Origin of the sequence: Spirillospora sp. CA-294931, from assembly GCF_050946795.1 — a bacterium.
Lineage (GTDB): Bacteria > Actinomycetota > Actinomycetes > Streptosporangiales > Streptosporangiaceae > Spirillospora.
In genome coordinates this window covers 4028407-4053512 of the sequence record NZ_CP192006.1, presented here as the reverse complement: position 1 = coordinate 4053512, position 25106 = coordinate 4028407, and the positions used below count along the sequence as shown (strand labels likewise).

Sequence of the window (25106 nt, the reverse complement as noted above, 5' to 3'; positions counted from 1 at the left end):
TGTGGTTCGGTGTCAGTTCAGTTCGGTGATGAGCCGCCGGCCGATCAGGCCGTCGCGGTGCAGCGAGCGGCACAGGTCGCGCTGGACCTTCCCCGAGGTCGTGCGCGGGATGGCGCCGAGCCGGACCACCAGCACCGGCGCCGGGCGGGTGCCAAGCGACTCGGCCACCTGGGCGTGGACGGCGCGTGCCAGCTCCCGCGCGGCCTCCTCGCCCTTGACCAGGCGCGGGTCGGCCTCGACCATCAGCCCGAAGCGGCCGGACGCCCCCGGGTCGCGGAACGCCGCGCAGCACCGGACGAGCCGTCCGCCCGCCTGATGGGCGACCGCCTCCACGTCCTCGGCGAAGACGTTGCGTCCGGCCACCGTGACCACCTCGCCCCGGCGGCCCAGCACATAGAGCTCGTCCTCGTGGACGAATCCCTGGTCGCCGGTGTCGAACCAGTCGCCCGGCCGGAACGCCTCGAAGCCCGCCCCGGAGTGGTAGCCGTCGAACAGCCAGTCGCCGCGCAGCATGATCGGTCCCGGGGCGTCGGGGCCCGGGGCCCGCACCTCAAGGCCCGGAAGCGGCCGTCCCACCGAGACGTGACCGCCCGGCCCGCGCAGCGGCCCTCGCCCGACCGGGCTGTAGCTCACGCCGACGGTCCCCTCGGCCAGCCCGTAGGCGGGCGTCAGCGCCTCCCGGGGGAAGCCCATCGGCCCGGCGACCTCGTCGAAGCGGTTCAGCGCCTGCCAGTCGAGCCGTTCCCCGCCGCTGATCGCCACGCGCATCCGCGACAGGTCCAGGCCGGGCTCGTAGGGCACCGCGGCGGCCAGCCGGTAGGCGAAGTTCGGCGCCGCGGTGGCCGTGGCCCGCTCGCGGGCCAGCGCCGTCAGCCAGCTCGCGGGCCCGGTCGCGAACGAGGCGGGAGGTGCGAGCACCTGGTCGGTGCGGGTGGCCAGGCCCAGCAGGAACATCGCCACCAGACCCATGTCGTGGTACAGCGGCAGCCACGAGACGATCCGGTCCCGGCCGCCCTCGAACGCGCCCGCCGCGCGGATCGCCGCCACGTGGCCCGCCAGCGCGCGTGCCCCGATGGCCACGCCCTTGGGCGCCGCGACGCTGCCGGAGGTGAACTGGACGAGCGCGGTCTCCGGGATCCGGGCGTCGGGCACGACGGCGCGCCGCTCACCGGCCTCGGCCAGCGCCGCCTTCGGGATGACCCGCAGGCCGGACGCCCCCTGGAAGGGGTCCTCGTCACCGATGAGGAACGCGCACCCCATCGTCCGCAGGGCCGGGCCGAACCGCTCGGCGTGCCAGTTCCGGGTGCCGCGCGTGACCGGCGGCAGCGACACCAGCGTGGCGCCGCACATCCAGACGGCGAGCACCGTGACGACCGAGGGCAGGTCGTTGGTGAGGGTCGTCGCCACCGGCGAGCCGGGGCGCACCCCCTCCTCCCGGAGACGGGCCGCCGCGGAGACCGCCCGCACCGCGAGATCGTGGTACGAAAGCTCCACCCGGCTCGGCCCGCCGGTGAAGGCGATGCCGCGGCCCGTCACCCCGAAGGGCCGGACGATCTCCTCCAGCCGCGGCGGATCCACCGGAGCCGGCGGCCCGGAGAGCACCGCCGAGGTCAGCGTGCCCCTCACGCCGCCTCCCCGCCCCGCAGGTCGGCCATGGCCAGGTCGTCGGCGGCCATCGCACGGTCGATCACGCCCTGGACCCCGCCGTCCCGGCGCATCCGGCGGAGCAGTTCCTCCTCGATGTAGGAGACGTGCCATTCCTCGTCCCGAAGAATGGCGCGCAGCGTTTTCTGGATCGCGGGCGTGACGTCGAGCGTGTCCAGATGTTCGTTGTATTCGGTGACACCGCGCCGCTCGGAGACCCAGGTCAGCGCGAGCAGTTCGGTGAGCGATCCGGGAATTCCGTAATGCACGCCCAGGCGCGCCTGGTAAGGCAGGTCGACCTCGACGATCTCGCCGCCCAGGTTCTCGATCGCCTTGGTCCACAGCCAGGCGTGGACGGCCTCGTCCCGCAGGTGCCGGGTGAGGTTCGAGCCGAGCTCGGCCGAGTCGGCGAGGCGGCCCATCCGCATGATCGCGCCCGCGCCGTGCACCTCCGCCGCCCGGTACTCGTTGAGCACCCAGAGCGGGTCGCCCTCGTCCCGCATCAGAGGACCTCCTGCCGTTCCCGGTCCCCCGCGACACGCTGCGCGATCTCGCCCACCGTCCTGATGTCGGCGATCGAGGCCGCGTCCAGCCGCCGCCCGGTCTCGTTGTGCAGCGCGGCCAGCAGCTCGGCGGCGTCCAGCGAGTCGAACCCGAGATCGCCGACCAGTTCGGTCGCGGCCGACAGCTGCGAGGGATCGAGATGGCGCGCCCTGGCCACCAGTCCGATCACCATTGTGATCGCTTCTTCGTGTGTCATTCCACGCTCCCCTATGCACATGGATGCGACAAATCGCCCCGTTGTCCGGCAACAGTGCCAGCGGCCGCCGCGCGAAAGAAGCGATGGTCCGCTGAGCGGAACACCGGTGAGCGCGAACCGCGCGCGAGACGTGCAGGAAATACCCCGCCAAATCTGAAATCGGAAGACGGTGGTGACAATGCCGGTTGATCGGACGAAGGAGATCGCGCGGGGGCGCGGGGTTCTCGAAGGGGCGTTCGGGCTCCTCGCGGCGGTCGAGGGCTCGGGAGGAGCGGGGCTGACGGCGCTGGCGACCGCGAGCGGATTGCCGAAGGCGACCGCGCACCGGCTCCTGGAACAACTCCTGGAGCTCGGAGCGCTGGAACGCTCTGGGGCGGCCTACCGGGTCGGCCCGCGCCTGTTCCAGCTCGGCCGCCGGTGGCAGCCCCATCCGGGCCTGCGCGAAGCCGCCCGGGAGCCCATGCGCGGCCTCGCCGCCGCCACCGGCGCGTCGGTGGGGATCACCGTGCTCGCCCAGGGCCGGGCCCTGATGGCCGATGCCGTGCCGGGCGAGCTGGACGAGCTGATCGCGCTGCGTCCCGGCTCGTCCTTTCCCTGGACGACCGCGGCGGGCAAGGTCCTGGTCGCGGGATCGGCGGCGGCCGCGTCGCTGGTGCCCGTCCCGTCCGGGTGGGCGCGCGAGGCCGCCGCGATCCGCGACCGGGGCGTGGCGGTGGACATGGAGGAGGTCGTGGCGGGGGTCTGCTGCGTCGCGGTGCCCGTCCGCGCCGCGGGCGGCCGGACGGTGGCCTCGGTCTGCGCCCTGGTCGAGCCGGCGCGCCGCCCGGGCCCGATGACGGACGCCGTCCTGCGGACCGCGAAGCTCATCACCGCCCGCCTCCGCGCCGCACCCACCCGACTCTCCAGACCGGCCCCCTCGCGCTAGGCGAGTTCGGAGCCCTCGGGCGCGACAAACCCGGCGACGTCGATGGGCGGGCTGGCGATAATGACCGATGTGGAGGAGGTCGAGGTCGTCGTCGCCCATCAGGACTGCGCGACCCTGCGGGTCGGCGAGGTGTTCCTGAAGATCGACGCCGATCAGGCGCGCACCGACGTCGAGGTCGAGGCGATGGCCAGGGCCCCGATCCCGACTCCGGAGATCCTGTGGCGCGAGCCGCCGGTGCTGGCTCTCGCCGCCGTGTCGGGACGGGCCCTTGGCCGCTTGGGTCGGCCGTCGACCGCGTCGCCGGCGGCGTGGGTCGCGGCGGGTGCCGCCGTTCGGATGCTGCACGACGCGCCGTTGCCGCCCTGGCCCGGCCGGAGCCCCGGCGAGATCGAAGCGCACCTCGACGGCGAATGCGCGTGGCTCCTGGCCAACGGCGTCCTTCCCGCCGACCTGGTGACGCGCAACCGCGAGGTCGCCCAGACCGCGCTCCGGCCGTGGACGCCGGTGTTCACGCACGGCGACCTCCAGGTCGCCCATGTGTTCGTCGACGGTGACGCGATCACCGGCGTGATCGACTGGACCGAGGCGGCGCCGGGCGACGCCCTGTTCGACCTCGCCACCCTCACGCTCGGACACCCGGAGCACCTCGGTGACGTCGTCGCCGGGTACGGCACCGACGTCGATCTCGACGTGATCCGCGCGTGGTGGTCGTTGCGGAGCCTGCGGGCGGTCCGCTGGCTGATCGAGCACGGGTTCGACCCGTCCGCGCCGGGTTGCGAGATCGACGTGCTGCGTTCCCGGGAATAGGTGGGCCGGAGACGGGTAACGCGTTGAGCAGGTTGAATCGGACGAGTGCTGAGGGGGTCGTCGTGCCGCAGCAAGCGTGGAGTGCCAAGCGGGAACGCCAGTACGAGAAGATCAAGTCCTCGCAGCGGGAGCGTGGTGCGAGCGAGGATCGGGCCGAGGAGATCGCCGCGCGCACCGTCAACAAGAACCGTGCGCGGGCCGGGGAGTCGCGCCAGGCCAGCAAGATCTCGACCCAGACCAAGTCGCCGCAGAAGCGGGGCGGCCAGCGGTCGGGCCGGGGGCTGGGCCCCGGTGGGCGGACCAAGGAGCAGCTCTACGCGGAGGCCAAGCGCCGCAAGATCTCCGGCCGCTCCAAGATGACCAAGCGCGAGCTCCAGGACGCCCTGGCCCGGTGAGCGCTCAGGCCGGACCGATCCCGTCGAGAATCGCCCGCCCCAGGCCGCCGCCCGCGTTCAGCGGCCGGATGTCGATCTCGCCGTTTCGGGCATGACCGCCTGCGTCATTGCCCGCCTCAAGCGCCCCGCGTCCATCCCCGAGGTCCTGGAGTACATGGAGCCGAGGCGGGGTCGGGGGTCAGCGGTTTCTGATCTTGTGGGCGACGTAGGCGGCGGCGAGCCCGGTGGCGAAGGCGCCGGGGATGATGAACGCGGCCCAGTCAGGCATCGTCCGGGCCCTCGGGGGCCCGCCGGTCGGCCGCGTTCAGCTCGTCGCGGGCCTGTTCGAGTTCGACTCGGGCCAGCGCCCAGTCCAGCAGCGCCTGCGTCCACACTTCCCGGGCCCGGTCGGTGCCCCGTGCCGTGGGTGCCATGGCCCGGTGGGCGTCGTAGGCGGCGCCGGCCTCCTGCTCGACGTCGCGGGCCCGGGCGAGCCGCTCCTGGGCCTGGGCGAAGGCCTCCGCCGGACGGGGCCGCCGACCGGCCACCACGCGGTCGGCGCCCCGTTTCTGTCGCTTCACGCTTCTGATGTCCACCCGAGAATGGAATCAGAGACCGCTGGTGGTTCACTGACCCCGCGGCCGGGGCGAAAGCGCAGCGCAGGCGGTCTGAGGGGGCAAATCCGGTTCGCGTCTCTTGCCGGTGCGGATGACCTTCTCAGTTCGTCTGGGTCAGGCGAAGGTGGTTTCCCGACGGGTCCCGGAAGGCCGCGTCGATTCCGTACGGGGTCTCGAAGGGGTCCTCGACGAATTCCACGCCGCGCGCGGTCAGTTCCTTGTGCGTGGCGCGGCAGTCGTCGGTGGACAGGAAGACCGTTCCGGCGGCGCCCTTGGCCATGAGCGCGCGGACCTGGGCGGCCAGGTCCTCGTGGAACACCGGCGGCCCCAGGACGGGCATCAGCGCGATGGCGATGTCGGGTTGTCCGACCGGCCCCACGGTCAGCCAGCGGACGTTCCCGAACCCCGCCATGGTGACGTCCGACCGGATCTCCATTCCGAGCTTCTCGGTGTAGAACGTCAGCGCCTCGTCCTGGTCATGGACATACAGGTGGGCGAGCGAGATTCTGATCATTGGTGCCTCCTCAGGTCGGCACCAGGTTATTTCGGGGGCGTCCCGCCGTCTTCTCGAAACGTCCGGTGTTGCGGGCGGCCATAGGCGCGCAGGACGCACGGCGGAATCAGCGCGTAATTGGCGGCGGGAGGGAATTCGGCCCGGTAGGCCGTCGGCGGGCGGCCGTACTGGCGGGTGAAGCTGGTGGTGAACGAGCCGACGCTCTGCAGGCCCACGCGCATGCAGATCTCGGCCACCGATCGGTCGGTGGCGCGCAACAGCGCCGCCGCGCGCTCCAGCCTGCGGGTGAGCAGGTAGACGTGGGGCGGCTCCCCGAAGGCCCGGCGGAATTCCTGGCTGAAGTGCGAGCGGGAAAGGCCCGCCGCCCGCGCCAGATCCTCGACGGTCAGCCTTTCGAAGTACCGCCGGTCAGCCAGGTCCTTGGCCCGGAGCAGATGCCGGGCGACCGGAAGGGAGGCCATGCTCCCCATTGTCACCGATGCACGCGGGTCAGCCGAGGGCGGTGAGGCGGGCCTGGACCTGCGCCGCTCGGGGGACGCCCAGGTCTTTGAAGATCGCCAGTGCGTCGCTCCATGCCTGGCGGGCCTCGTTGGGACGGCCGAGGGCGTGCAGGCTCCAGGCCTTGCCGCGCTTGTCGGAGACGGGCGTGATGATGAGGGCCTGGCGGAAATCGCAATAGCAGGTGCCGCGGCTCGCCAGGACCCATGCCTCGCCCCCGCGGTCACCGGTGCGGCGGACCGCGGCCAGGCTGATCCGGCCGGTGGCGAGCCATTCGGCCAGGTGCTTGCGGACGAGGAAGTAGCTCCCCAGCGCGCCGGCCAGCTTCCAGGCGATGTCGTCGTGCCCGGTTCCGGCGGCGTGGCGGATCAGCGCGATCAGCTTGACCTGCTCGGTGTCGCACCATTCCAGCGCCTGGCCCGGGTCTTCGAAGGTCAAGGGGGACGGCCGGCGTCCTCGACGGTCAGCGGGACGGCGGGATGCGGGAAGAGGATCTTGCGCGCCTCGTCGGCGGTCCGCAGGTACCAGGCGAGCACCGAGCGGACGGCACGCCGGTGGGCGCGTTCGGCGGCGTAGAGGCGGTTGTGCTCGCGAAGCGCGGCGGCCAGATCGGACGGGAACCGCTCGACCAGGAGGCTCTTGTGGATCACACGATGGCCCGGTGCACCGCCCTGTCCATGCGGCTTCCTAGGCCAGGTGGACGGGCAGCGCGCGGTGACCGTTGGAGATGAATCCGACGTTGGGTTCGAGGTCGGCGGGCCGGACGGCGAGCCGGAGATCCGGGAAGCGCGCGAACAGGGCGGGAAGGGCGGCGGTCGCCTCGGCCCGCGCGAGCGGGGCGCCCAGGCAGAAGTGGACCCCGTGGCCGAAGGCGAGATGTTCCTTGTCGGGACGGGTGACGTCGAACCGGTCGGCCGTGTCGCCGTGCAGGCCCGGGTGGCGCCCGGCGGCGCCGAAGGAGGCCAGGATGGCCCCGCCGGATCGTCGGGCCCGCGGGCACGGCGATGTCCTCGACCGCGTACCGCAGCGGCACGTGGGAGACGGGCGCCTCGTACCTGAGCGCCTCCTCGATCACGTCGTCCCACCCCGCCCGGACGCGGTCGAGCTGGTCGGGATGCGTGAGCAGCGCGGCGATGGCCTGGTCGAGGAGGTTGACGGTGGTCTCGTGCCCAGCGCCGATCACCAGCAGCAGGGTGTCGAGGAGTTCCTGCTCGGTGAGCGCCGCGCCGTTCTCGTCCCGGGTGGCGATCAGCACCGACGTCATGTCGTCCGCCGGTTCGGCCCGCTTGGCGGCGACCAGGTCGCGCAGGATCGCGTAGGTCTCGTGGGCGTTGGCGGTCTGCTGCTCGGCGGTGAGGGTGGTGTCGAACACCGCGTCGAACCCGGGCCGCGCCCGGTCGGGCACGCCGACCAGATCGCTGATCATCTGGATCGGGATCGGATAGGCGAACCGTTCGCGCAGGTCGACGGCCTGACCGGGCGGGCAGGCGGCGAGGTCGTCGAGCAGGGCGCGGGTGACCCGTTCGATGCGCGGGACCAGGGCGGCCACCCGGCGGGCCGTGAGCGCGGGGCTGACCAGGCGGCGCAGCCGCCGGTGATCGGCGCCGTAGGCGGTCATCATGTTCCGGACCCCGACCCAGAGGTCCGGCGGCCACTTGCCGACGATCTCGTCCGGGAAGAGCGGCCAGTGCCGGTGCGCGTCCTTCGACACGCGCTCGTCGGTCAGCAACCGCTTGAGAAGGCCGGGATCGCTGATCGCCCAGGACGTCGACCAGCGCGGCCGGGCCTCGGGCGCGCAGTTCCGCCTCTTCGGCACGACGGTCGCGACCGTCGGGATCCAGGACGGGGATCTGCTGTCGGTCCATGCGGGCCCCCCAGGCCCATCGCCCTCGCCTCGATCCCGCCGCTTGGAAAGCGGTACCTCTGCTACCGGCCGGACACACAGGTGACCGCCTCGCGTCCGCCCTTGTCAGAAGGGGTAGTGGGCGTGCTGGGTGGCGAGGGTCACCCAGCGGGTGCTGGTGAACGCCTCGATGCCCCAGCGGCCGCCGAAGCGGCCGTAGCCGGACGCGCCGCGGCCGCCGAAAGGGGCCTGCGGCTCGTCGGCGACCGACTGGTCGTTGATGTGGACGATGCCGGTCCTGAGGCGGCGGGCCACGCGCAGGCCGTGCGTCCCGTTCTCGGTGATGATCCCGGCGGTCAGGCCGTTGCGGGTGTCGTTGGCCAGGGCGGCGGCCTCGGCGTCGGTGGCGAAGGTGCCCAGCGCGCAGACCGGCCCGAAGGCCTCGGCGTGGTAGAGGTCGGCGTCCTCGGGCACGCCGGTGAGCACGGTCGCCGGGTGCAGCGAGCCCTGTGGTTCGCCGCCGCCGGTCAGGACGGCGGCGCCCTTGAGGACCGCGTCCCCGACCAGGGCGGCGACGCGTCGCGCGGCGGCGGGCGTGACCAGCGGGCCGATCACCGTGCCGGGATCGGCCGGGTCGCCGGACGGCAGGGCGGCGACCTTGGCGACGAACTTCTCGGTGAACTCCGCCGCCAGCGACTCGTGCACCAGGACGCGGTCGCCGGACATGCAGATCTGTCCCGCGTTCATGAAGACGCCGAACGCGGCGGCGTCGACCGCGTAGTCCACGTCGGCGTCGTCCAGGACGATGATCGCGTTCTTGCCGCCCAGCTCCAGCAGCGCGGGCTTGAGGTGCCGGGCGGCGTGCGTGCCGATGGTCCGGCCGACCTCGGTCGAGCCGGTGAAGTTCACCGCCGCCACGCGCGGGTCGGCGATGAGCGCCTCGGCGACCGGCGCGGCGTCGGCGGGGTCGTTGGTGATCACGTTGAGCGCGCCGCCGGGCAGCCCGGCGTCCCGCAGCAGGTCGGCGACGAACAGGCCGCAGGCGAGCGGGGCGTCCTCGCTGGGCTTGAGGACCACGGTGTTGCCCGCCGCGAGCGCGGCGGCGACGGCGCGGACGCCGAGGATGACGGGGGCGTTCCAGGGGGCGAAGGCGGCGACCACCCCCAGCGGCTCGCGCACCGCGAGCCCGAGGGCGCCCTCCTCCTGGGCCGCGAGGACCTCGCCGCGCGGCGCGGTGATCGCGGCGGCGGCCTCGCGCAGCATGTCGGCGGCCAGCGCCACGTTGAAGCCGGCCCAGGGCCGGGTGCCGCCGACCTCGCCGCACATCAGGTCGGCGGCCCGGTCGCCGCGCTCGTGCAGCAGGTCGGCGGCCTTGAGGAAGATCGCCCGGCGGGCGGACGGGCTCGTCGCGGCCCAGGCGTCGAAGGCGTCCTGCGCCGCGGTCACGGCCAGGGCGACGTCCTCGGCACCGGCCGCCGCCACGGTGGCGTACACCTCGCCGGTGTAGGGATTGACGTCCGTCGTGGTACGGCCCGATCGGGCGGGCACGTCCCGGCCGCCGATCAGCAGGTCGCGGGCGATGGTCATGGTCTTGCCTCCGGGGGTGCGGACCGGTCAGGCGATGGGAGGGCCCGCGTAGTTGTCGGCGAGTTCGGCGGCGGCGTGGGGCGAGGCGGCGACGCGGTCGAGCTGGGAGATCTGCAGGCGGACGTCGAAGTCGCCCTGGGCGGGGTCGGTGTGCAGGGTGGTGGTCATGAAGTGGGAGAAGTGCTCGGCCCGCCAGACGCGGCGGAGGGAGGTGCTCGAGTAGGCGTCCAGCAGGTCCGCCGAGCGGGTGCGGCGCAGGTGGGCGAACGCGCGGGCGAGGACGGTGACGTCGGCGGCGGCGAGGTTGAGGCCCTTGGCGCCGGTGGGCGGAACGATGTGGGCGGCGTCCCCGGCGAGGAAGAGCCGGCCGTGCCGCATGGGCTCGGTGACCAGGCTGCGCATCGGCAGGACGGCCTTGGCGGTGACCGGGCCCCGGCGCAGGGTCCAGCCGTCGAGGGCGAAGCGGGCGTCGAGCTCGTCCCAGATCCGTTCGTCGGGCCAGGCCGCGGGGTCGGTGCCGTTGGGGACCTGGAGGTACAGGCGGCTCACTCGGGGCGAGCGCATGCTCAGCAGCGCGAAGCCGCGCGGTGAGTGGGCGTAGACGAGCTCGTCGCTGGACGGCGCGACGTCGGCGAGGATGCCCAGCCAGCTGTAGGGGTAGCCGCGTTCGTACGTCTTCTTCGCCGTGTCCGGGACGGCGTCGCGGGCGATCCCGTGGAAGCCGTCGCATCCGACGACGTAGTCGCAGGTGAGGGTGTTCTCGCGGCCGTCGTGGCGGTAGCGGATCAGGGGCCGGTCGGTGTCGGCGCCCTCGATCGCCTCGGCCCCGGCCTCGAACAGCAGCGGCGGGCCGTCCCGGAGCTGGAGGGCGATGAGGTCCTTGACGACCTCGGTCTGCGCGTAGACCCAGACGCGGCGGCCGCCGGTGAGGGCGGGGAAGTCGAGGCGGTGGCGGCGGCCGTCCCAGCGCAGCTCGACGCCGTCGTGCGGCAGCCCCTCGCGGTCGAGGCGGTCGGCGGCCCCGCATTCGCGCAGGACGTCGACGGTGCTCTGTTCGAGGATCCCGGCGCGCTGGCGCTGTTCGACGTAGGCGCGGTCGCGCTGTTCCAGGACGACGCAGTCGATGCCCGAGCGGTGCAGCAGGCGGGCCAGGAGCAGCCCGGCGGGACCGGCCCCGACGATGCCGACGGTGGTGTGCATCAGCGGTTCTCCTCGGCGAGGACGCGCTCGGCGACGGCGAAGGCGGAATTGGCCGCGGGGACCCCACAGTAGACGGCGGTCTGGAGCAGGACCTCCGTGATATCGGCGGGGGTGAGGCCGTTGCGGAGGGCCGCGCGCACATGCAGCGCCAGCTCCTCGTGGTGCCCCCGGGCGGTGAGGGCGGTGAGGGTGACGCAGCTGCGGGTGCGGCGGTCCAGGCCGGGCCTGGTCCAGATCTCGCCCCAGGCGTAGCGGGTGATGAGGTCCTGGAAGTCCGCGGTGAACCCGGTGGTGCGGGCGGCGGCCCGGTCGACATGGGCGTCCCCCAGGACCTCGCGGCGGACGGCCGCTCCGGCCAGGTACCGGTCGGTGTCGCCGGACGGCGGCGCGAGGTGGCCCGCCAGCGCGGCCGAGACGGGGCCAGGACGCTCGGCGGGGGCCAGGTGCGCGGCCCCGGCGATCTCGACCAGGCCCGCGGCCGGAATGCCGTCGGCCAGCTCGCGGGCGTGCGGCGGCGGGGTCGCCGGGTCGTCCCGTCCGGCCACGACCAGCGTCGGGACGCGCACGCGCGGCAGTTCGGCCCTCAGGTCGAAGCCGGCCAGCGCGTCGCAGCACGCGGCGTACGCCTCGGGGTCGGCGGCGAGCAGGTCGGCGACCAGCGCCCGGGCGGCGGGCGTCTCGCGGAACGCCGGGGTGAACCAGCGGGACGGTGCCGTCTCGGCCAGCCATTCCACGCCGTCGGCGCGGACCCGGGCCGCCCGCTCGTGCCAGGTCGCGGGCTCGCCGAACCGGGCCGAGGAGCACACCGGGACGAACGACGCGAGCCGGTCGGGGTGGTGGACGGCGAGCCAGGTCCCCACGGCGCCGCCGATCGAGACGCCCGCGTAGGCGAAGCGTTCGACGCCGAGCGCGTCGGCGAGGTCGAGCACCAGCCGGGCGAGATCGGCGATCCGCGCACCGGCGGCGACGAGCGCGGCGGGCGAGCCGCCGTGTCCGGGCAGGTCCCATCGGATCACCCGATGGGACCGGGCCAGGGCCGGTGTCGCCCGGTCCCAGAGCCGCAGCGAGGTGCCCAGCGACGGGCCGAGGAACAGCGCGGGCGCCCGATCGGTGCCGTCGACGCGGTGGTTCAGCGGGGTCATGGGCTCTGCCTCCCGGGGCGGTCCGCCAGCGCGCGGTCCACCAGGACACCGGCCGATCCCAGGTAGCGGGCGGGGTCGAAGAGGTCGTCCGGCAGGACGGCGGTCTCCCGGAGCGCGTCGTCGAGGCCGACGCCGTCCTCGGCGGCGCGGCGTGCGGCCTCGGTGAGCGCTCGCGCGGCGTCCGGGCGTCCGATCTCGGCGGCGAGGACGGCCGCGATCCGTTCGCTGACGATCAGCCCGCCGGTGCGCGCCAGGTTGTCCGCCATGCGCCCGGGATGGACGCGCAGGCCGGACAGCAGCTCCGCGGTGTGGTGCGCGGCCCCGCCGGTCAGCCGCAGGGCGTCGCGCAGCGGCTGCCACTCGGCGTGCCACGCCCCGGCCGGACGCTCGTCCTCGGCGGCCATGGACCCGTACAGGACGCCCGCCAGGGCGGGGACCTGCCGTGCGGCGGCCGCGGCCAGCGTCGCCCGGACCGGGTTGGCCTTGTGCGGCATGGCCGAGGAGCCGCCGCCGCTCCCCTCGGTGACCTCGCCGATCTCCGTGCGGGACAGGACGAGGACGTCGGCGGCGACCTTGCCCATCGCCCCGGCGGTGAAGGCGAGCGCCCCGGCGAGGTCGGCGACGGGCGTGCGCAGCGCGTGCCAGGGCAGCGCGGGCTCGGCGAGCCCCGTCTGTTCCGCGTACGCGGCGGGAAGGGAGGCGACCGCGCCGCTGTCGTCCGCCAGGGCGCCGAACGCGGCGAGCGTGCCCGCCGCGCCGCCGAGCTGCGCGGGGGTCCGGACGGCGGTGAGCCGGTCCCGGGCGTCCAGGAGCAGGGAGCGCCAGCCCGCCGCCTTGAGCCCGAACGTGGTGGGGACGGCGTGCTGGGTCAGGGTGCGGCCGGGCATCGGGGTGTCGCGGTGCTCGGCGGCGAGCCGCGCCAGCGTGGCCGCCGCCCGCTCCAGGTCGGCGGTCAGGAGCCGCAGGGCGCGCGAGGCGACCAGCATCGTCGCGGTGTCCAGGATGTCCTGGCTGGTGGCGCCGCGATGCACGTACGGCGCGGCCCGGGGGTCGCGCTCGGCGACGGCCGCGGTCAGGTCCTCGACCAGCGGGATGACGGGATTGCCGCCGCTCTGGGCCCGGTCGGCCAGGTCCTGAGGGTCGAACCGGCTGGTCTCGGCCGCCGTCGCCGTGACGGCCGCGGCGGCGGATTCGGGGGCGAGCCCGAGCGCCGCCTGCGCCCGGGTCAGCGCCGCCTCGGCGTCGAGCATGGCCCGGACGTAGGCGGCGTCGCTCGTCGCCTCCTCCACGGCCCGGGCCGCACGGCCCGGGGCGAGGAGGCGCTCAGTCGAAGGCGAGGAAGACGGTCTCATGGGACCCCTGGAGGTGGACGTCGAAGCGGAACACGCCGTCGCGTTCGGGCACGGCCAGCAGCGTGGCGCGCCGGTCGGGCGGGAGCCGCGCGAGCAGCGGATCGTCCTCGGCGCCTGGCAGATGCGGCAGGTAGACGCGGGTGTGCAGGTGGTGCAGCAGGCCGCGGGCGAACACCACGACCGCCAGGTACGGCGTCCGCGCGGGCGGCAGCGTCCGCAGGGCGAAGTGACCGGCGGCGTCGGTGGCGACCCGGGCGAAGCCGGTGAAGGTCACACCGTCGCGGCCGAGGAAGCCGCCGGACGCCGGGTCGCGGCGCATCGAGCCGGACGCTCCCTCCGGCGCGTCCTGCCAGAACTCCAGCAGGGCGTCGGGAACGGGTGCGCCGCTGCCGTCGAGCACATTGCCGTGGACGGTGACGGCCCCAGGGTGCCCGGACGGAGCGACGTCCGCGCCGCCGGGGAAGGGCAGCGCGTACCCGTAGAACGGGCCGACGGTCTGCGAGGGGGTGGGGTGCACGGTCAGCGGCCCTCCTCGGCCCAGGTGGCGGACGGCCCGTCCAGCACGATGTCCCAGCGGTAGCCGAGCGACCATTCGGGGGTGGACAGGTCATGGTCGTAGGAGGCCACCAGGCGTTGCCGGGCGTCGTCGTCGGTCACCGACTGCAGGATCGGGTCGTAGGCGAACAGCGGGTCGCCGGGGAAGTACATCTGGGTGACGAGCCGCTGGGTGAAGGCCGTGCCGAACAGCGAGAAGTGGATGTGCGCCGGACGCCACGCGTTCTCGTGGTTGCGCCAGGGGTAGGCGCCGGGCCGGACGGTGACGAACTCGTACCGTCCCTCGTCGTCGGTGAGGCACCGTCCCACACCGGTGAAGTTCGGATCGAGGGGGGCCGGATGGGCGTCGAGCCGGTGGGCGTACCTGCCCGACGCGTTGGCCTGCCAGATCTCCACGAGCTGGCCCCGCACCGGACGTCCGCCCCGGTCCAGCACGCGCCCGGTGACCCGGATCCGCTCGCCCAGCGGTTCCCCGGCGTGCTGCCGGGTGAGGTCGTGGTCGAGGGGCGCGACATCGGTGATGCCGAACACCGGGCCGGTCAGCTCCAGCGCCTCGGGGTCGCCGACGACCACGGGCGGACGGGCCGGGTGGCGCAGCGCCGTGCTCCGGTAGGGGCGGTACGCGCGGGCGGGGTGGTGCTCGGCCGGTCCGCCGTCCGCGCGCCGCTTGGCGTACGCGTCGCGCGCCTCGGCGATCTCGCGGTCGATGTCGCGCTGGCTCGGGAGGGTCAAGGGGGGCTCCGTGTTCGCCTGGCGAACTTTTGTCCGATATCTTGGTTCGAGTCTGGCTTCGGGCGGCGACGGATGTCAACGGCCCCGGTTCCGGTCACCTCCCTCTCTGGAGAAACGCATGACCTCTTCCTCCGGCGCCGCACCGCCTGAGGCCGTCGGTCCCCTCACCCGGGGGCTGGGGGTGCTGCGGACACTGGCCCTCTCCGGCGGGCGCATGCCCGCGAGCGAGCTGGTCCGGGCCGAGGGGCTCGCGCGGGCGACGGTGGACCGGGTGGTGGGCACCCTGGAGGCGGCCGGCCACGTCCGGCTGGAGGGACGCGAGGCCGTCCTCGCCCCGCGGCTGATGGAGCTGGGCAACGCCTACCTGGCGTCCTGCCGGATCCCCGACCTGCTCGGGCCGGAGGCCGAGGCGCTCGCCGGTGAGCTGGACGAGTCGGTGTCGCTCGCCGTCCCCGACCTGGACGGCGTCCGCTTCGTCCACCGGACCGACCGGCGCCGCGCGATGTCGGTGACCTTCCGCGTCGGAGACCTGCTGCCCGCCGAGCGCTGCGCCCCCGGCGCCCTGTTCGCCGAGGGCTGGGACGAACGGGACTGGGACCGCTGGCGGCGGCGCGGCACCGCCGACCCGCTCGACGAGGCGTTCCCCGCGGTGCCCCCGGGCTCCGGCCGTGCCCGCGCGACCTTTCCCGAACGCGTGACCGGCGCCCGCGACACGGGCTGGGCCGTGGACGACCAGCTCATCGAACCCGGCCTCGCCGCAGTGGCCGTGCCGGTGCGCGATCCGTCCGGGGCACCGGTGTGCGCGGTCAGCGTGGTCAGCCACACCAGCCGCCACGGCGCCGCGTCGTTGGCCGAGACGGCCCTCCCCCGGCTCGGACGGGCCGTCGCCCTGATGGAGGAGGCACTCGGAACCCGCCCGGCACCGGCCGCACCCGCGTCGATCGGGGCCCCCGTGGCCGCGCCCTTGGAGTCGCTGGTGCGCGGCCTGGCGGTGATGGCCGCGCTCGGAGGCGGGCGTCCGGGGCTCACGCTCAGCGCGGTCGCGGAGGCGACCGGCCTGCCGCGCGCCACGGTCCGCCGAGCCCTGATCACCCTGCGGCACCTGGGGTACGCGGCGTCCAGCGGGAGGCTGTTCCACCTCACGCCCCGGGTGCTCGACCTCGGGTTCGCCCACCTGTCGGGCCTCACCCTGTCGCAGATCGCCCAGCCGCATCTGACCGCGCTGGTCGCGCACGTCCGCGAGTCGGCGTCGATGAGCGTTCTGGACGGGCGGGACGTCCGGTGCGTCGCCCGTGTCTCCGCCTCCCGCGTCCTGAGCGTCGACATCACCGCGGGCGCCCGCCTGCCCGCGCACGCCACCTCGATGGGACGCGTCCTGCTGGCCGGGACCGGGCCGGGAACACTCGCCGAGGTGGAGGACCAAGGGTTCTCCCAGGTCGAGGGGGAACCCGACGAGGGGGTGCGCTCGATCGCCGTGCCCGTCCGCGACGCCTCCGGCCGGGTGATCGCCGCGGTCGACGTCGCCGAGCACACCGCGCACGCCACCGCCGAGCAGGCCCGCGAACGCCTGCTTCCCCCGTTGCTGCGGGCGGCGGCGGGCATCCAGGCGGACGCGCGGGCCGCGGGCCGTTACACGACCCTCGCGCCGCACTGATTTCCGGACTGGTCTAGCCCTTTTCGTGGGGCGGTTTGTTGTGCGTGAAAGCCACTGAAAATCGCTTCTTGTCTACCGTCTGAAGTGCGGTTATGGTCCAAATAATTAGTACAGTTTCCTATTTAAAGAGAGGAGCTGGGGTTGCTGTGCCCACCTACCGCTCTCCGCTCCGAACGATCGTCGCGGGCTGTACCGCCCTCGTCCTGGCTCTCGGGCTCTGCCTGATCATGACCACGCCCGCGCACGCCGCGGGCCCGACCGCCGCGTGCCGGACCGTCCAGGAATGGGGCGGCGGCGCCCAGTACACCTGCACCGTCACCAACGGCGGCAGCGCCGCCATGTCGGGATGGAAGCTGGAGTTCGACCTGGCCGCCACGGTGCGGATGGGCTCGTACTGGGACGCCGTCCTCACCAGCGCGAACAACCACCACACCTTCGCCAACCGGAACTACAACGGCACGATCGCCCCGGGCGGCTCGGCCTCCTTCGGCTTCCTGGTCTCCTTCACCGGAACGCTGAGCGGACCCCAGGAGTGCAGGCTCGACGGCCGTCCGTGCGACGGCGGCCCGGCGGACGCCCCGCCCAGCGCGCCCGGTGACCTGCGGACCACCGAGGTCACCGCCACCTCGGTCGCGCTGGCCTGGGACGCCGCCACCGACGACCACGGCGTCAAGAACTACGACGTGCTGAACGGCACCGCCGTCGCGGCCACCGTCACCGGCACCACCGCCACGATCAGCGGCCTGACCCCGGGCACCCGCTACACCTTCGCCGCCCGCGCCCGCGACACCGCCGACCAGCTGTCCCCGGCCGGCAACGCGGTCACCGTCACCACCCCGGGCAGCGGCGAGGACACGCCGCCCACCAAGCCGGGCGGGCTGCGCGTCACCACGACCACGGCCGACTCGGCCGCGCTGGCCTGGACGGCCTCGACCGACGACCACGGCGTGAGCGGCTACGACGTGCTGCAGAACGGCTCGCTCGTCCAGTCGGTGACCGGCACGAGCGCGAACGTCACCGGGCTCGCGACGGGCAGCTACCGGTTCGCGGTGCGCGCCAAGGACACCATCGGCCAGAACTCCGAGCTCAGCGACGAGGTCACCGCCACCGTCGGGCCGGGCACCGGAGGCTGCCGTCCCGACGGGCTCTCCCAGACGCCCGGCGTCACGCCCCCGTACTGCGAGGTCTACGACAACGACGGCCGGGAGAAGATGGGCGCCGGTCACCCGCGCCGTTCGATCGGGTACTTCACCGGATGGCGGGACGGCAAGAACAACACGCCGCGCTACCTCGCCAGCGACATCCCGTGGAGCAAGCTCACCCACATCAACTACGCCTTCGCGCACGTCGACCCCCAGAACAAGGTCTCGGTCGGCGGCGACACCCCGGCCAACCCGGCGACCGGCATGGAGTGGCCGACGGTGCCGGGCGCGGAGATGGACCCGGCCTATCCGTACAAGGGCCATTTCAACCTGCTCAACAAGTTCAAGAAGAAGCACCCGAACGTCAAGACGCTGGTCTCGATCGGCGGCTGGGCCGAGTCCGGCGGCTACATCGACGACAACGGCAAGCGCGTCGCCTCCGGCGGCCTCTACACGCTCACCGACAGCCAGGCCAACATCAACACCTTCGCCGACTCGGTCGTCTCCTTCCTGCGCAAGTACGGATTCAACGGCGCCGACATCGACTACGAGTACGCCACCTCGATGAAGTACGCCGGGCACCCCGACGACTTCACCTTCTCCAACCCGCGGCGCGCCAAGCTGATGGCCGGGTACGTGGCGCTGATGAAGACGCTGCGCGAGAAGCTCGACGCCGCGAGCGCGGCCGACGGCAAGTACTACATGCTGACCGCCGCCGTCTCGGCGTCCGGCTGGATCCTGCGCGGGCACGACAGCTACCAGGTCGTCCCCTACCTGGACTACGCCAACATCATGACCTACGACCTGCACGGGTCCTGGAACCACTTCGTCGGCCCCAACGCCGCGCTGTACGACGACGGCAAGGACAACGAGCAGATCGACGGCGCCGTCTACAGCACCTACGGAATGGGCTATCTCAACACCGACTGGGCCTACCACTACTTCCGCGGCGCGATGCAGGCCGGACGCATCAATATCGGCCTGCCCTTCTACACCCGGGGATGGCAGGGCGTGAACGGCGGCACGAACGGGCTGTGGGGCAAGGCCGCGCTCCCCGACCAGACCAAGTGCCCGGCGGGCACCGGCGGCACCGTGGGGTCCACCACCCCCTGCGGCAACGGAGCCGTCGGCATCGACAACCTCTGGCACGATCTCGACAACAACGGCAAGGAGATGGCGTCCGGCAGCAACCCGATGTGGCACGCCAAGAACCTCCAGCAGGGCCTGCCCGGCACCTACATCCGCGACTACGGGCTCGACCCCGACAACGACCCCCAGGACCGGCTCACCGGGACCTACAGCCGCCACTACGACGGCACGATGGCCTCACCGTGGCTGTGGAACGGCACCAAGAAGGTGTTCCTGTCCACCGAGGACGACCAGTCGCTGGCCGCCAAGACCCAGTACGTGGTCGACAAGGGCATCGGCGGGGTCATGTTCTGGGAACTCGCCGGTGACTACGCCTGGGATCCGTCGCGCAACGACGGCAAGGGCGAGTACTTCATGGGCAACAACCTCACCACCCTGATCGACGACAAGCTCAAGACCGCCGGTCCCTACCAGAACCGCAAGTCCGACCACGCGATGCCCGCCGACCTGCTCAACGTCAAGGTCGAGCTGACCGGCTTCCCGGTGGGCGACGCCAACTACCCGATCACCCCGAAGATGCGGATCACCAACAACTCGGGCCAGCCCATCCCCGGAGGCGCCGTCTTCAAGTTCGACTACGGCACGTCCGCCCCCGCGACGATGACCCAGCAGTCCGGCTGGACGCTCGGGGTCCAGGCGGGCCACACCGGCAACAACGTCGGCGGCCTGAGAGGCGACTTCCACCGCGCCACCCTCACCGTCCCGGCCTCGGCGAGCATCCCCAACGGCGGCGCCGCCACCATCGCCCTGAGCTACCAGCTCCCGATCGCCACCCCGTCCAACTTCACCGTCACGTTCGGCGGCAAGTCCTACTCCCTCACCCACGACAACCCCAGATCCGCCTCCGTAGGCGGCACCCACCGCTAACCCCCCTGGAATGGCAGGGCGCATGCACCCCACGGCATGCGCCCTGCCGCATTCGGTGACAATGGTGGTGAAAGAGCGACGCCTGTTGCCGAGTGTGAGGCTGAGCGTGAACCCGAGTGCTCCATCCGCGAGCCCGGCCGACTGGAACGCGTTCGCGCGCGGTCTGGACGGGCGGCTGGTCCGGCCGGACGACGCCGCCTACGACCGGGCCCGGCAGCTCCACATGCCCCGATACGACGCGGTCCGCCCGGCGGGCATCGCCTATGTCGAGACCCCGCAGGACGTGACGGAGTGCATCGGCTTCGCGTCCCGGATGCGGCTCCCGGTGGCGGTGCGCAGCGGGGGCCATAACTACGCGGGCTGGTCGACGGGCACCGGCCTCGTCATCGACGTCTCCCCGATGGACGCGGTGCAAGCGGGGTCAGGACGCGCGGTCGTCGGCGCGGGGACCCGGCTCATCGACGTCTACGACCGTCTGGCCGCCGGGAACGTGAGCATCCCCGCCGGAAGCTGCCCGACCGTGGGCGTGGCCGGGCTGACCTTGGGCGGCGGCGTGGGCGTGACGTCCCGCGCTTACGGGTTGACGTGCGACGTCCTGGAGTCGGTCACGGTGGTCACGGCCGACGGCAAGGTCCGCGTCTGCGACTCCGACCGGGAACGCGACCTGTTCTGGGCGTGCCGCGGCGGGGGCGGCGGCAACTTCGGCGTGGCGGTGGAGTTCACCTTCCGCACCCACGCGGTCGGGGACGTGACCTTCCTGGAGCTGCGCTGGCCATGGCCGAAGGCCGCCGACGTGCTGCGCGGCTGGCAGAGGCGGGCCCCGGAGTTCCCCGACGAGGTCTGGACGAACGTCCGCGTCACCAGCGCGCCCGGCGAGGACTCCCCCGCCGTCGGCGTCATGGGCGTCTCGCTCGCGGACCCGGAACGTTCCCTGGAGGCCCTCGTCGCCGGGATCGGCGCCGAACCGTCCGAGCGGAACGTCGAGAGCGTTCCCTACCTGGACGCCATGAAGATGATGGCCGGATGCCCGGGGCAGTCCGTCGCCGAATGCCACGCGCGGGGCGATCTGCCCGGTCAGCGCGAGGACGGCCGGTTCCCCCGCGCCGACTACGCGGCCAAGTCGCACCTCGCCCACCGCCCGCTGCCGGACGACGCCGTCCGGGCCCTTCTCGCCCGCTTCACCGGCGGCGGCCAGGTCGGCGGCCGCACGGCCCTGCTGGACCCGATGGGCGGCGCGATCGGCCGCGTCGCGCCCGGCGCCACCGCCTTCCCGCACCGCGCCGCGCTCTTCAGCGCGCAGTATCTCGCCGACGCCGACGACCTGGACTGGCTGCGCGGCACCCACCGGGCCATGGAGCCCTTCATGGGCGGCACCGCCTACGTCAACCACATGGACCCGGAATTGGAGAACTGGCAGCGGGCCTATTACGGCGCCAACCTGCCCCGCCTGACCGAGATCAAGGCCGCCTACGACCCCCAGGGCCTGTTCCGTTTTCCGCAGGCGGTCACTTCCCGCTGACCGGGTGAATGGATCTTGTGCTGTGTCTCCGGATCGTTTTGACGGTCTCCTAATGACATTGCCAGGAGGCCGAAAATATGGCCATTTTGAGCCACCGGTAATTTCTCCTTCTTGCCCGGGTCGCACGCCCCTAGTGTCGGAGGGCTTCTGTTTCCTCACTATCGGTGGAGCGCGGCGTGGAACGTCCCCTCGGCAGCCTGTACATCCTCGAAGAAGTGCTCGGACGGGGAGCGACCGGTGAGGTGTGGCGCGGCCGCACGCACGAGGGCGAGAAATACGCGTTCAAGGTGCTGCACGACACACTGGCCCGGGACGCCGACACCCGGCAGCGGTTCCTGCGCGAGGACACGATCCTGAAAGAGATCCGGCATCCCAACCTGGTGCGCGTGCACGATCTGGTGGCCGAGGGCGACACGCTCGCCATCGTCATGGACCTGATCGTCGGGTCCGACCTGCGGGCGCCGATCAGCGGGCACGGGAGCATGCGTCCCGGCGACGCGTGCAGCATCGCTGCCGAGACCGCCGCCGCGCTCGCGGCGATCCACGAGGCCGGGGTGGTGCACCGCGACATCAAGCCGGAGAACGTGCTGCTGGACATGCTCCAGACGCCTCCGGCGGTGCGGCTCACCGACTTCGGCATCGCCCGGATCGCCGAGCAGACCAGCAGCAAGTCCACGATGCTCGTCGGCACGGCGCCGTACATCGCCCCGGAGCTGGCGGACGGCAAGCAGGCCGTTCCGGCGACCGACCTGTACGCGCTCGGCATCATGCTCTACGAGATGTGCTGCGGCGTGACGCCGTTCGCCGACAAGTCGACGCTGGTCACGCTGCAGCGGCACGGGAACCACCTGCCGGGGCGCCCGCCGGAGATCCCCGACCCGCTGTGGGAGCTGATCGAGGCGCTGCTGGCCAAGAACGCCGACGACCGGCCCGCCCCCGCCGCGCGGGTGGCGATCCTCCTGGAGGCGATGGCGCGCGACCTGCACCGGCTTCCGGCCGGGCCGACGCTCACCGAGCCGCCCCAGGCCGTGCCGCTGGTGCACAGCGTCCCGACCGACCTGTCCATGGCCCCGCCCGGGCCGCAGGCCGGCGACGCCGCGCCGCCGGCGGGACGCGGGCGGCGGCGCGGGCGCACGATCGCGATCACCGCCGCCGTCCTGGTCCTGGTCGCGGTCATCGGCAGCGCCGCCTACGCCGTCATGCGGCCCGCCGACGACAAGGGTTCCAAGCCCGGGGCCGTCCCGGCGTCTCTGGACAAGTCCCAGGAGTTCGTCCCCGCGCCCACGCCCGGGACCTCCCCGCCCCGGGCGTCCTACGGGCCGGGCAAGGTCCCCGATCTGGTCGGGCTGCCGGAGGCGCAGGCCAAGGCGCTGCTCCCGCAGACGGCCTCGCTCCAGGTCGTCCGGCAGCAGGCCAAGCCCGGCCAGCCGGACGGCGTCGTGGTGGCGCAGAACCCCGGCCCCGGCTCCGACCTGCCGCCCACGCTGCAGCTCACCATCTCCTCCAGCCAGGCCACCCAGTACCTGGACGAGCAGACGCCCACCTCGGGCGAGGACGAGCTGACCACCGGCACCCAGGCCGCGAACTACAAGCTCTCGGGGCGTCCCCAGCTGCACGCCGTCGGCATCGAGGGCAGCCCGTGCGGCGACGAGAAGGGGGCGGCCGAGTACGACCTCGGCCAGAACTACAAGCAGCTCATCGGCGTGGCCGGGATCGACGACAACTCCCCCGCCGCCAAGGCCCAGGCGACCATCGAGTTCTACGGCGACTCCCGCAAGCTCAAGTCGATCACCACGACCCTCGGCAAGTTCAAGGATCTCGACGTGGACGTCACCGGGGTCCTCCGGATGACGCTGCGCTGGACGTTCAGCGGCGGCGACGCCTCCCGTTGCCACGGCGGCACCCTCGTGCTCGGCGACGCGCAGCTGGTCGCGGCCGCCGGATACGTGCCGCCCGGCACCGGCTCGCCTACGCCGTCGAGCGAGTGAGCGACCAGCCACCCGGCCGTCTCACCGTCACGGCCGACGGCCGCTCCTACGCGTTCTCCCCGGGGCAACGGGTGACGATCGGGAGGGCCGCCGACTGCGACGTCGTGCTCGCCGACACGCGGGTGTCGCGGCGTCATCTGGAGCTGACCTACAAGGACGGCTGGACGATCCACGACCTCGACACCGCCAACGGCACCTGGCACGAGGGCACGCGGCTGACGGCCCGTCCCGTCGCCGAGGGCCTGGCCGTGCGGCTCGGCGACACCGAGCACGGTGTGACGGTCGAGTTCCTGGCCGCGCCGCAGGACGCCGCCACGCGCACGACCGACGATCTCGCCGCCGCGCCCCGCGACCCCGTCCCGCTCGGCGGCGAGCTCACGATCGGCCGGGGCACCGGCAACACCCTCGTCCTGGCCGACCCCCTGGTCTCCCGGCGGCACGCGCGGATCGTGCCGAGCGGGCAGCGGCACGTCGTCGAGGATCTGGGCAGCGCCAACCTCACCTTCGTGAACGGCGACCCGGTGGCGCGCAGCGCGGTCCTGCGCGACGGCGACCTGCTCACCTGCGGGCGCACCCGCCTGGTCCGCGTCGGCGACCGGCTGCACTTCCTGCCCGGCGCCGACACGGGGCTGTCGGTCGACGACCTGGTCGTCCTGCCGGGCACCCGTGACGAGGCGTTCGCCCCGACGCTGACGCTGCGACTGGCCCCGGGCGCGCTGATGGCGGTGGTCGGCCCTTCGGGGGCCGGGAAATCGGCGCTGCTGCGGCTGATCTCGGGCGAGCGGCGTCCGGCCGCGGGGCGGATCCGCTACCAGAGCCAGAACGTGCACGCCAACGCCGAGGTCCGGGCCCGGATCGGGCTGGTGCCGCAGGATCCGGTCACCCACTCCGGGCTGACCGTCCGGCAGACGCTCGGCCACACCGCCGCGCTGCGCCTGCCGATGGACACCGACCCGCGCGAGCGCGACGCCGCCGTGCGGGACGCCCTGGCCGCGGTGAACCTGACCGAGGAGGCGGACCGCAGGGTCGCCCGCCTGACCCTGGACCGCAGGCGGCGCCTCGCGATCGCCTCGGAGCTGCTGACCACGCCCTCGCTTCTCCTGGTGGACGAGCCGCTGGCGGGCATGGACCCCGGCCTGGCCCGGGGCATGATGCGGCTGCTGCGCGAGCTCGCCGACGGCGGACGGCACGTGATCGTGACCACCCGGGAGCCGGTCGACCTGGACGACTGCGACTCGGTCCTCGTGCTCGCGCCGGGCGCGCAGGAGGCCTACTACGGCCCGCCCGGCGGCCTGCATCGGCGTTTCACTTCCGCGGTCTGGGCCGACGTCTTCGACGGGCTGGCCGAGGTCGCGGCGGCGCGCGCCGACCTGCTCGGCGACGCGGGCGCCGACGCGCCGCCCGCGGTCGAGTCGGCGCCGGTGCCGTTCACCCGGCAGCGGCTGCTGCACCAGGCTCGGGTGGTCGCGCGGCGCCACCTGCGGCTGCTGGCCACCGATCCGGGCCGGGCCGGGGCGATGCTGTCGCTCGGTCCGCTCGTCGCGCTGCTCGCGGTCGCGGTCGGCGACCGCGACGGCCTGGCCTTGCCGCCGGGCACCGGGGACGCCCCCATGCGGACGCTGCTGGTCCTGGTCATCGGCCTGGCCGCGGCCGCCGTCTACCTTCCGGCCCGTGACCTGGCGGGCGAGCGGCACGTCTACGAGCACGAACGCGCCGCGGGCCTGCTGCCCGAGGCGTACCTGCTGGCCAAGGCCGGGCTGTTCGGCGTCCTGCTCGCCGCGCAGGCGACGGTCGCGACGACCGTGGTCGTGCTGGCGCGGCCCGGGCCTCCGGACGCGATCGTCCTGGCACCGCCGGTGGTGGAGCTGGCGGCGGCCTCGGCGTTCACCGCGCTGGCCTGCTGCCTGCTCGGCACGGCGATCGCGACGTTCTGCCCGAGCGCGGACTCCGTCCGGCCCCCGGTGGCGGTGGTGCTGCTGCTCCAGCTGCTGCTCTGCGGCGGGCTGATCCCGGTCGGGGCCCATCGCGTCCCGGCGCTCGCGGCGACGCTGATGCCCGCGCGCTGGGGATACGCGGCGATGGCCGCCACCGCGGACCTCGGCCGGACGGGAACCACGGACACGCTCTGGCGGCACACACCGGCCGCCTGGACGCTGAGCATGGCCGTCCTCCTCGGCCTCGGCGCGGCGGCGGCCGCCGTCACGCTGTGGCGGCTCCGCCGCTGATCGCCGCCCGGC

23 protein-coding genes are annotated in these 25106 nt (G+C 73.4%); 8 read left to right on the top strand and 15 right to left on the bottom strand.

The genetic code is table 11. The features are described 5' to 3' along the window. Nucleotides 1–12: 12 nt before the first annotated feature. From ACQPY4_RS18115 to ACQPY4_RS18105, 3 genes are read right to left on the bottom strand one after another with little or no spacing between them, the layout of a single operon-like run. Complete coding sequence (locus ACQPY4_RS18115; protein ID WP_433337815.1) at nucleotides 13–1626, bottom strand: AMP-binding protein; 1614 nt, start codon at nucleotides 1624–1626, stop codon at nucleotides 13–15. Next, nucleotides 1623–2147: a ferritin-like domain-containing protein gene (locus ACQPY4_RS18110; RefSeq protein WP_433337813.1), complete on the bottom strand. Its 525-nt coding sequence runs from the start codon at nucleotides 2145–2147 to the stop codon at nucleotides 1623–1625. Before ACQPY4_RS18110 ends, ACQPY4_RS18115 begins: the two co-directional genes overlap by 4 nt. Continuing rightward, a complete protein-coding gene (locus tag ACQPY4_RS18105) occupies nucleotides 2147–2404 on the bottom strand; it encodes an acyl carrier protein (protein ID WP_433337811.1) in 258 nt (85 codons plus the stop codon). The genes ACQPY4_RS18110 and ACQPY4_RS18105 overlap by 1 nt, the downstream gene beginning before the upstream one ends. Before the next feature lie 178 nt (nucleotides 2405–2582). Between ACQPY4_RS18105 and ACQPY4_RS18100 the strand changes: the two genes are divergently transcribed. The 3 genes from ACQPY4_RS18100 (at nucleotide 2583) to ACQPY4_RS18090 (ending at nucleotide 4531) form a co-directional block, all read left to right on the top strand. Beyond that, complete coding sequence (locus ACQPY4_RS18100; protein ID WP_433337809.1) at nucleotides 2583–3329, top strand: IclR family transcriptional regulator; 747 nt, start codon at nucleotides 2583–2585, stop codon at nucleotides 3327–3329. Nucleotides 3330–3389: 60 nt separating this feature from the next. Then, the gene (locus tag ACQPY4_RS18095; RefSeq protein ID WP_433337807.1) at nucleotides 3390–4136 is read left to right on the top strand and encodes a phosphotransferase family protein; all 747 of its coding nucleotides are present in this window, start codon (nucleotides 3390–3392) and stop codon (nucleotides 4134–4136) included. 62 nt (nucleotides 4137–4198) lie between these two features. Further along, the gene (locus tag ACQPY4_RS18090; RefSeq protein WP_433337805.1) at nucleotides 4199–4531 is read left to right on the top strand and encodes a hypothetical protein; all 333 of its coding nucleotides are present in this window, start codon (nucleotides 4199–4201) and stop codon (nucleotides 4529–4531) included. A gap of 260 nt (nucleotides 4532–4791) precedes the next feature. Here ACQPY4_RS18090 and ACQPY4_RS18085 read toward each other — a convergent pair whose 3' ends face one another. From ACQPY4_RS18085 to pcaH, 12 genes are all read right to left on the bottom strand, one after another. Then, the gene (locus tag ACQPY4_RS18085) at nucleotides 4792–5091 is read right to left on the bottom strand and encodes a hypothetical protein (protein ID WP_433337803.1); all 300 of its coding nucleotides are present in this window, start codon (nucleotides 5089–5091) and stop codon (nucleotides 4792–4794) included. Nucleotides 5092–5227: 136 nt separating this feature from the next. Then, on the bottom strand, nucleotides 5228–5641 hold the full coding sequence (locus tag ACQPY4_RS18080; protein WP_433337801.1) for a VOC family protein: 414 nt from the start codon (nucleotides 5639–5641) through the stop codon (nucleotides 5228–5230). Nucleotides 5642–5667: 26 nt separating this feature from the next. Further along, entirely contained in the window at nucleotides 5668–6102 is a 435-nt protein-coding gene (locus ACQPY4_RS18075) for a helix-turn-helix domain-containing protein (RefSeq protein WP_433337799.1), read from the bottom strand. Between the two features lie 28 nt (nucleotides 6103–6130). Then, nucleotides 6131–6577 (bottom strand): hypothetical protein, encoded by a 447-nt coding sequence (locus tag ACQPY4_RS18070; RefSeq protein WP_433337797.1) that lies wholly within the window; start codon nucleotides 6575–6577, stop codon nucleotides 6131–6133. Then, nucleotides 6574–6789: a hypothetical protein gene (locus ACQPY4_RS18065; protein ID WP_433337795.1), complete on the bottom strand. Its 216-nt coding sequence runs from the start codon at nucleotides 6787–6789 to the stop codon at nucleotides 6574–6576. Before ACQPY4_RS18065 ends, ACQPY4_RS18070 begins: the two co-directional genes overlap by 4 nt. Then, nucleotides 6786–7955, bottom strand: coding sequence for a cytochrome P450 (locus ACQPY4_RS18060; RefSeq protein WP_433337793.1), 1170 nt, complete (start codon nucleotides 7953–7955; stop codon nucleotides 6786–6788). Before ACQPY4_RS18060 ends, ACQPY4_RS18065 begins: the two co-directional genes overlap by 4 nt. 153 nt (nucleotides 7956–8108) lie before the next feature. Further along, nucleotides 8109–9569 carry an aldehyde dehydrogenase family protein gene (locus ACQPY4_RS18055; protein WP_433337791.1) on the bottom strand — a complete coding sequence of 487 codons (1461 nt, stop codon included), beginning with the start codon at nucleotides 9567–9569 and terminating at the stop codon, nucleotides 8109–8111. 27 nt (nucleotides 9570–9596) lie between these two features. Then, a complete protein-coding gene (locus ACQPY4_RS18050) occupies nucleotides 9597–10769 on the bottom strand; it encodes a 4-hydroxybenzoate 3-monooxygenase (protein WP_433337789.1) in 1173 nt (390 codons plus the stop codon). Further along, a complete protein-coding gene (gene pcaD, locus ACQPY4_RS18045; RefSeq protein ID WP_433337787.1) occupies nucleotides 10769–11911 on the bottom strand; it encodes a 3-oxoadipate enol-lactonase in 1143 nt (380 codons plus the stop codon). Before pcaD ends, ACQPY4_RS18050 begins: the two co-directional genes overlap by 1 nt. Then, nucleotides 11908–13200, bottom strand: coding sequence for a 3-carboxy-cis,cis-muconate cycloisomerase (gene pcaB, locus ACQPY4_RS18040; protein ID WP_433337785.1), 1293 nt, complete (start codon nucleotides 13198–13200; stop codon nucleotides 11908–11910). The genes pcaD and pcaB overlap by 4 nt, the downstream gene beginning before the upstream one ends. A 34-nt stretch (nucleotides 13201–13234) precedes the next feature. Then, nucleotides 13235–13780, bottom strand: a complete 546-nt coding sequence (gene pcaG / locus ACQPY4_RS18035) for a protocatechuate 3,4-dioxygenase subunit alpha (protein WP_433337783.1) — start codon at nucleotides 13778–13780, stop codon at nucleotides 13235–13237. Nucleotides 13781–13782: 2 nt separating this feature from the next. Further along, complete coding sequence (gene pcaH, locus ACQPY4_RS18030; RefSeq protein WP_433338947.1) at nucleotides 13783–14514, bottom strand: protocatechuate 3,4-dioxygenase subunit beta; 732 nt, start codon at nucleotides 14512–14514, stop codon at nucleotides 13783–13785. Nucleotides 14515–14668: 154 nt separating this feature from the next. Here pcaH and ACQPY4_RS18025 point away from each other — a divergent pair, with 154 nt between their 5' ends. The 5 genes from ACQPY4_RS18025 to ACQPY4_RS18005 all read left to right on the top strand — a co-directional run bounded on the left by ACQPY4_RS18025 (nucleotide 14669) and on the right by ACQPY4_RS18005 (nucleotide 25094). Then, the gene (locus ACQPY4_RS18025; protein WP_433337781.1) at nucleotides 14669–16204 is read left to right on the top strand and encodes an IclR family transcriptional regulator domain-containing protein; all 1536 of its coding nucleotides are present in this window, start codon (nucleotides 14669–14671) and stop codon (nucleotides 16202–16204) included. A 146-nt stretch (nucleotides 16205–16350) separates the two neighbouring features. Beyond that, nucleotides 16351–19362, top strand: coding sequence for a chitinase C-terminal domain-containing protein (locus tag ACQPY4_RS18020; protein WP_433337779.1), 3012 nt, complete (start codon nucleotides 16351–16353; stop codon nucleotides 19360–19362). A 94-nt stretch (nucleotides 19363–19456) separates the two neighbouring features. Beyond that, on the top strand, nucleotides 19457–20881 hold the full coding sequence (locus ACQPY4_RS18015) for an FAD-binding oxidoreductase (RefSeq protein WP_433338945.1): 1425 nt from the start codon (nucleotides 19457–19459) through the stop codon (nucleotides 20879–20881). Between the two features lie 176 nt (nucleotides 20882–21057). Continuing rightward, entirely contained in the window at nucleotides 21058–22869 is a 1812-nt protein-coding gene (locus ACQPY4_RS18010) for a protein kinase domain-containing protein (RefSeq protein WP_433337777.1), read from the top strand. After that, nucleotides 22866–25094 carry an FHA domain-containing protein gene (locus ACQPY4_RS18005; protein ID WP_433337775.1) on the top strand — a complete coding sequence of 743 codons (2229 nt, stop codon included), beginning with the start codon at nucleotides 22866–22868 and terminating at the stop codon, nucleotides 25092–25094. The genes ACQPY4_RS18010 and ACQPY4_RS18005 overlap by 4 nt, the downstream gene beginning before the upstream one ends. The last annotated feature ends 12 nt before the right edge of the window (nucleotides 25095–25106 follow it).

Coding starts and splice junctions, on each gene's coding strand:
- ACQPY4_RS18110 (WP_433337813.1), bottom strand. CDS start 2,147: ATGCGGGACGAGGGCGACCCGCTCTGGGTGCTCAACGAGTACCGGGCG.
- ACQPY4_RS18105 (WP_433337811.1), bottom strand. CDS start 2,404: ATGACACACGAAGAAGCGATCACAATGGTGATCGGACTGGTGGCCAGG.
- ACQPY4_RS18100 (WP_433337809.1), top strand. CDS start 2,583: ATGCCGGTTGATCGGACGAAGGAGATCGCGCGGGGGCGCGGGGTTCTC.
- ACQPY4_RS18095 (WP_433337807.1), top strand. CDS start 3,390: ATGACCGATGTGGAGGAGGTCGAGGTCGTCGTCGCCCATCAGGACTGC.
- ACQPY4_RS18080 (WP_433337801.1), bottom strand. CDS start 5,641: ATGATCAGAATCTCGCTCGCCCACCTGTATGTCCATGACCAGGACGAG.
- ACQPY4_RS18075 (WP_433337799.1), bottom strand. CDS start 6,102: ATGGCCTCCCTTCCGGTCGCCCGGCATCTGCTCCGGGCCAAGGACCTG.
- ACQPY4_RS18055 (WP_433337791.1), bottom strand. CDS start 9,569: ATGACCATCGCCCGCGACCTGCTGATCGGCGGCCGGGACGTGCCCGCC.
- ACQPY4_RS18050 (WP_433337789.1), bottom strand. CDS start 10,769: ATGCACACCACCGTCGGCATCGTCGGGGCCGGTCCCGCCGGGCTGCTC.
- pcaD (WP_433337787.1), bottom strand. CDS start 11,911: ATGACCCCGCTGAACCACCGCGTCGACGGCACCGATCGGGCGCCCGCG.
- ACQPY4_RS18025 (WP_433337781.1), top strand. CDS start 14,669: ATGACCTCTTCCTCCGGCGCCGCACCGCCTGAGGCCGTCGGTCCCCTC.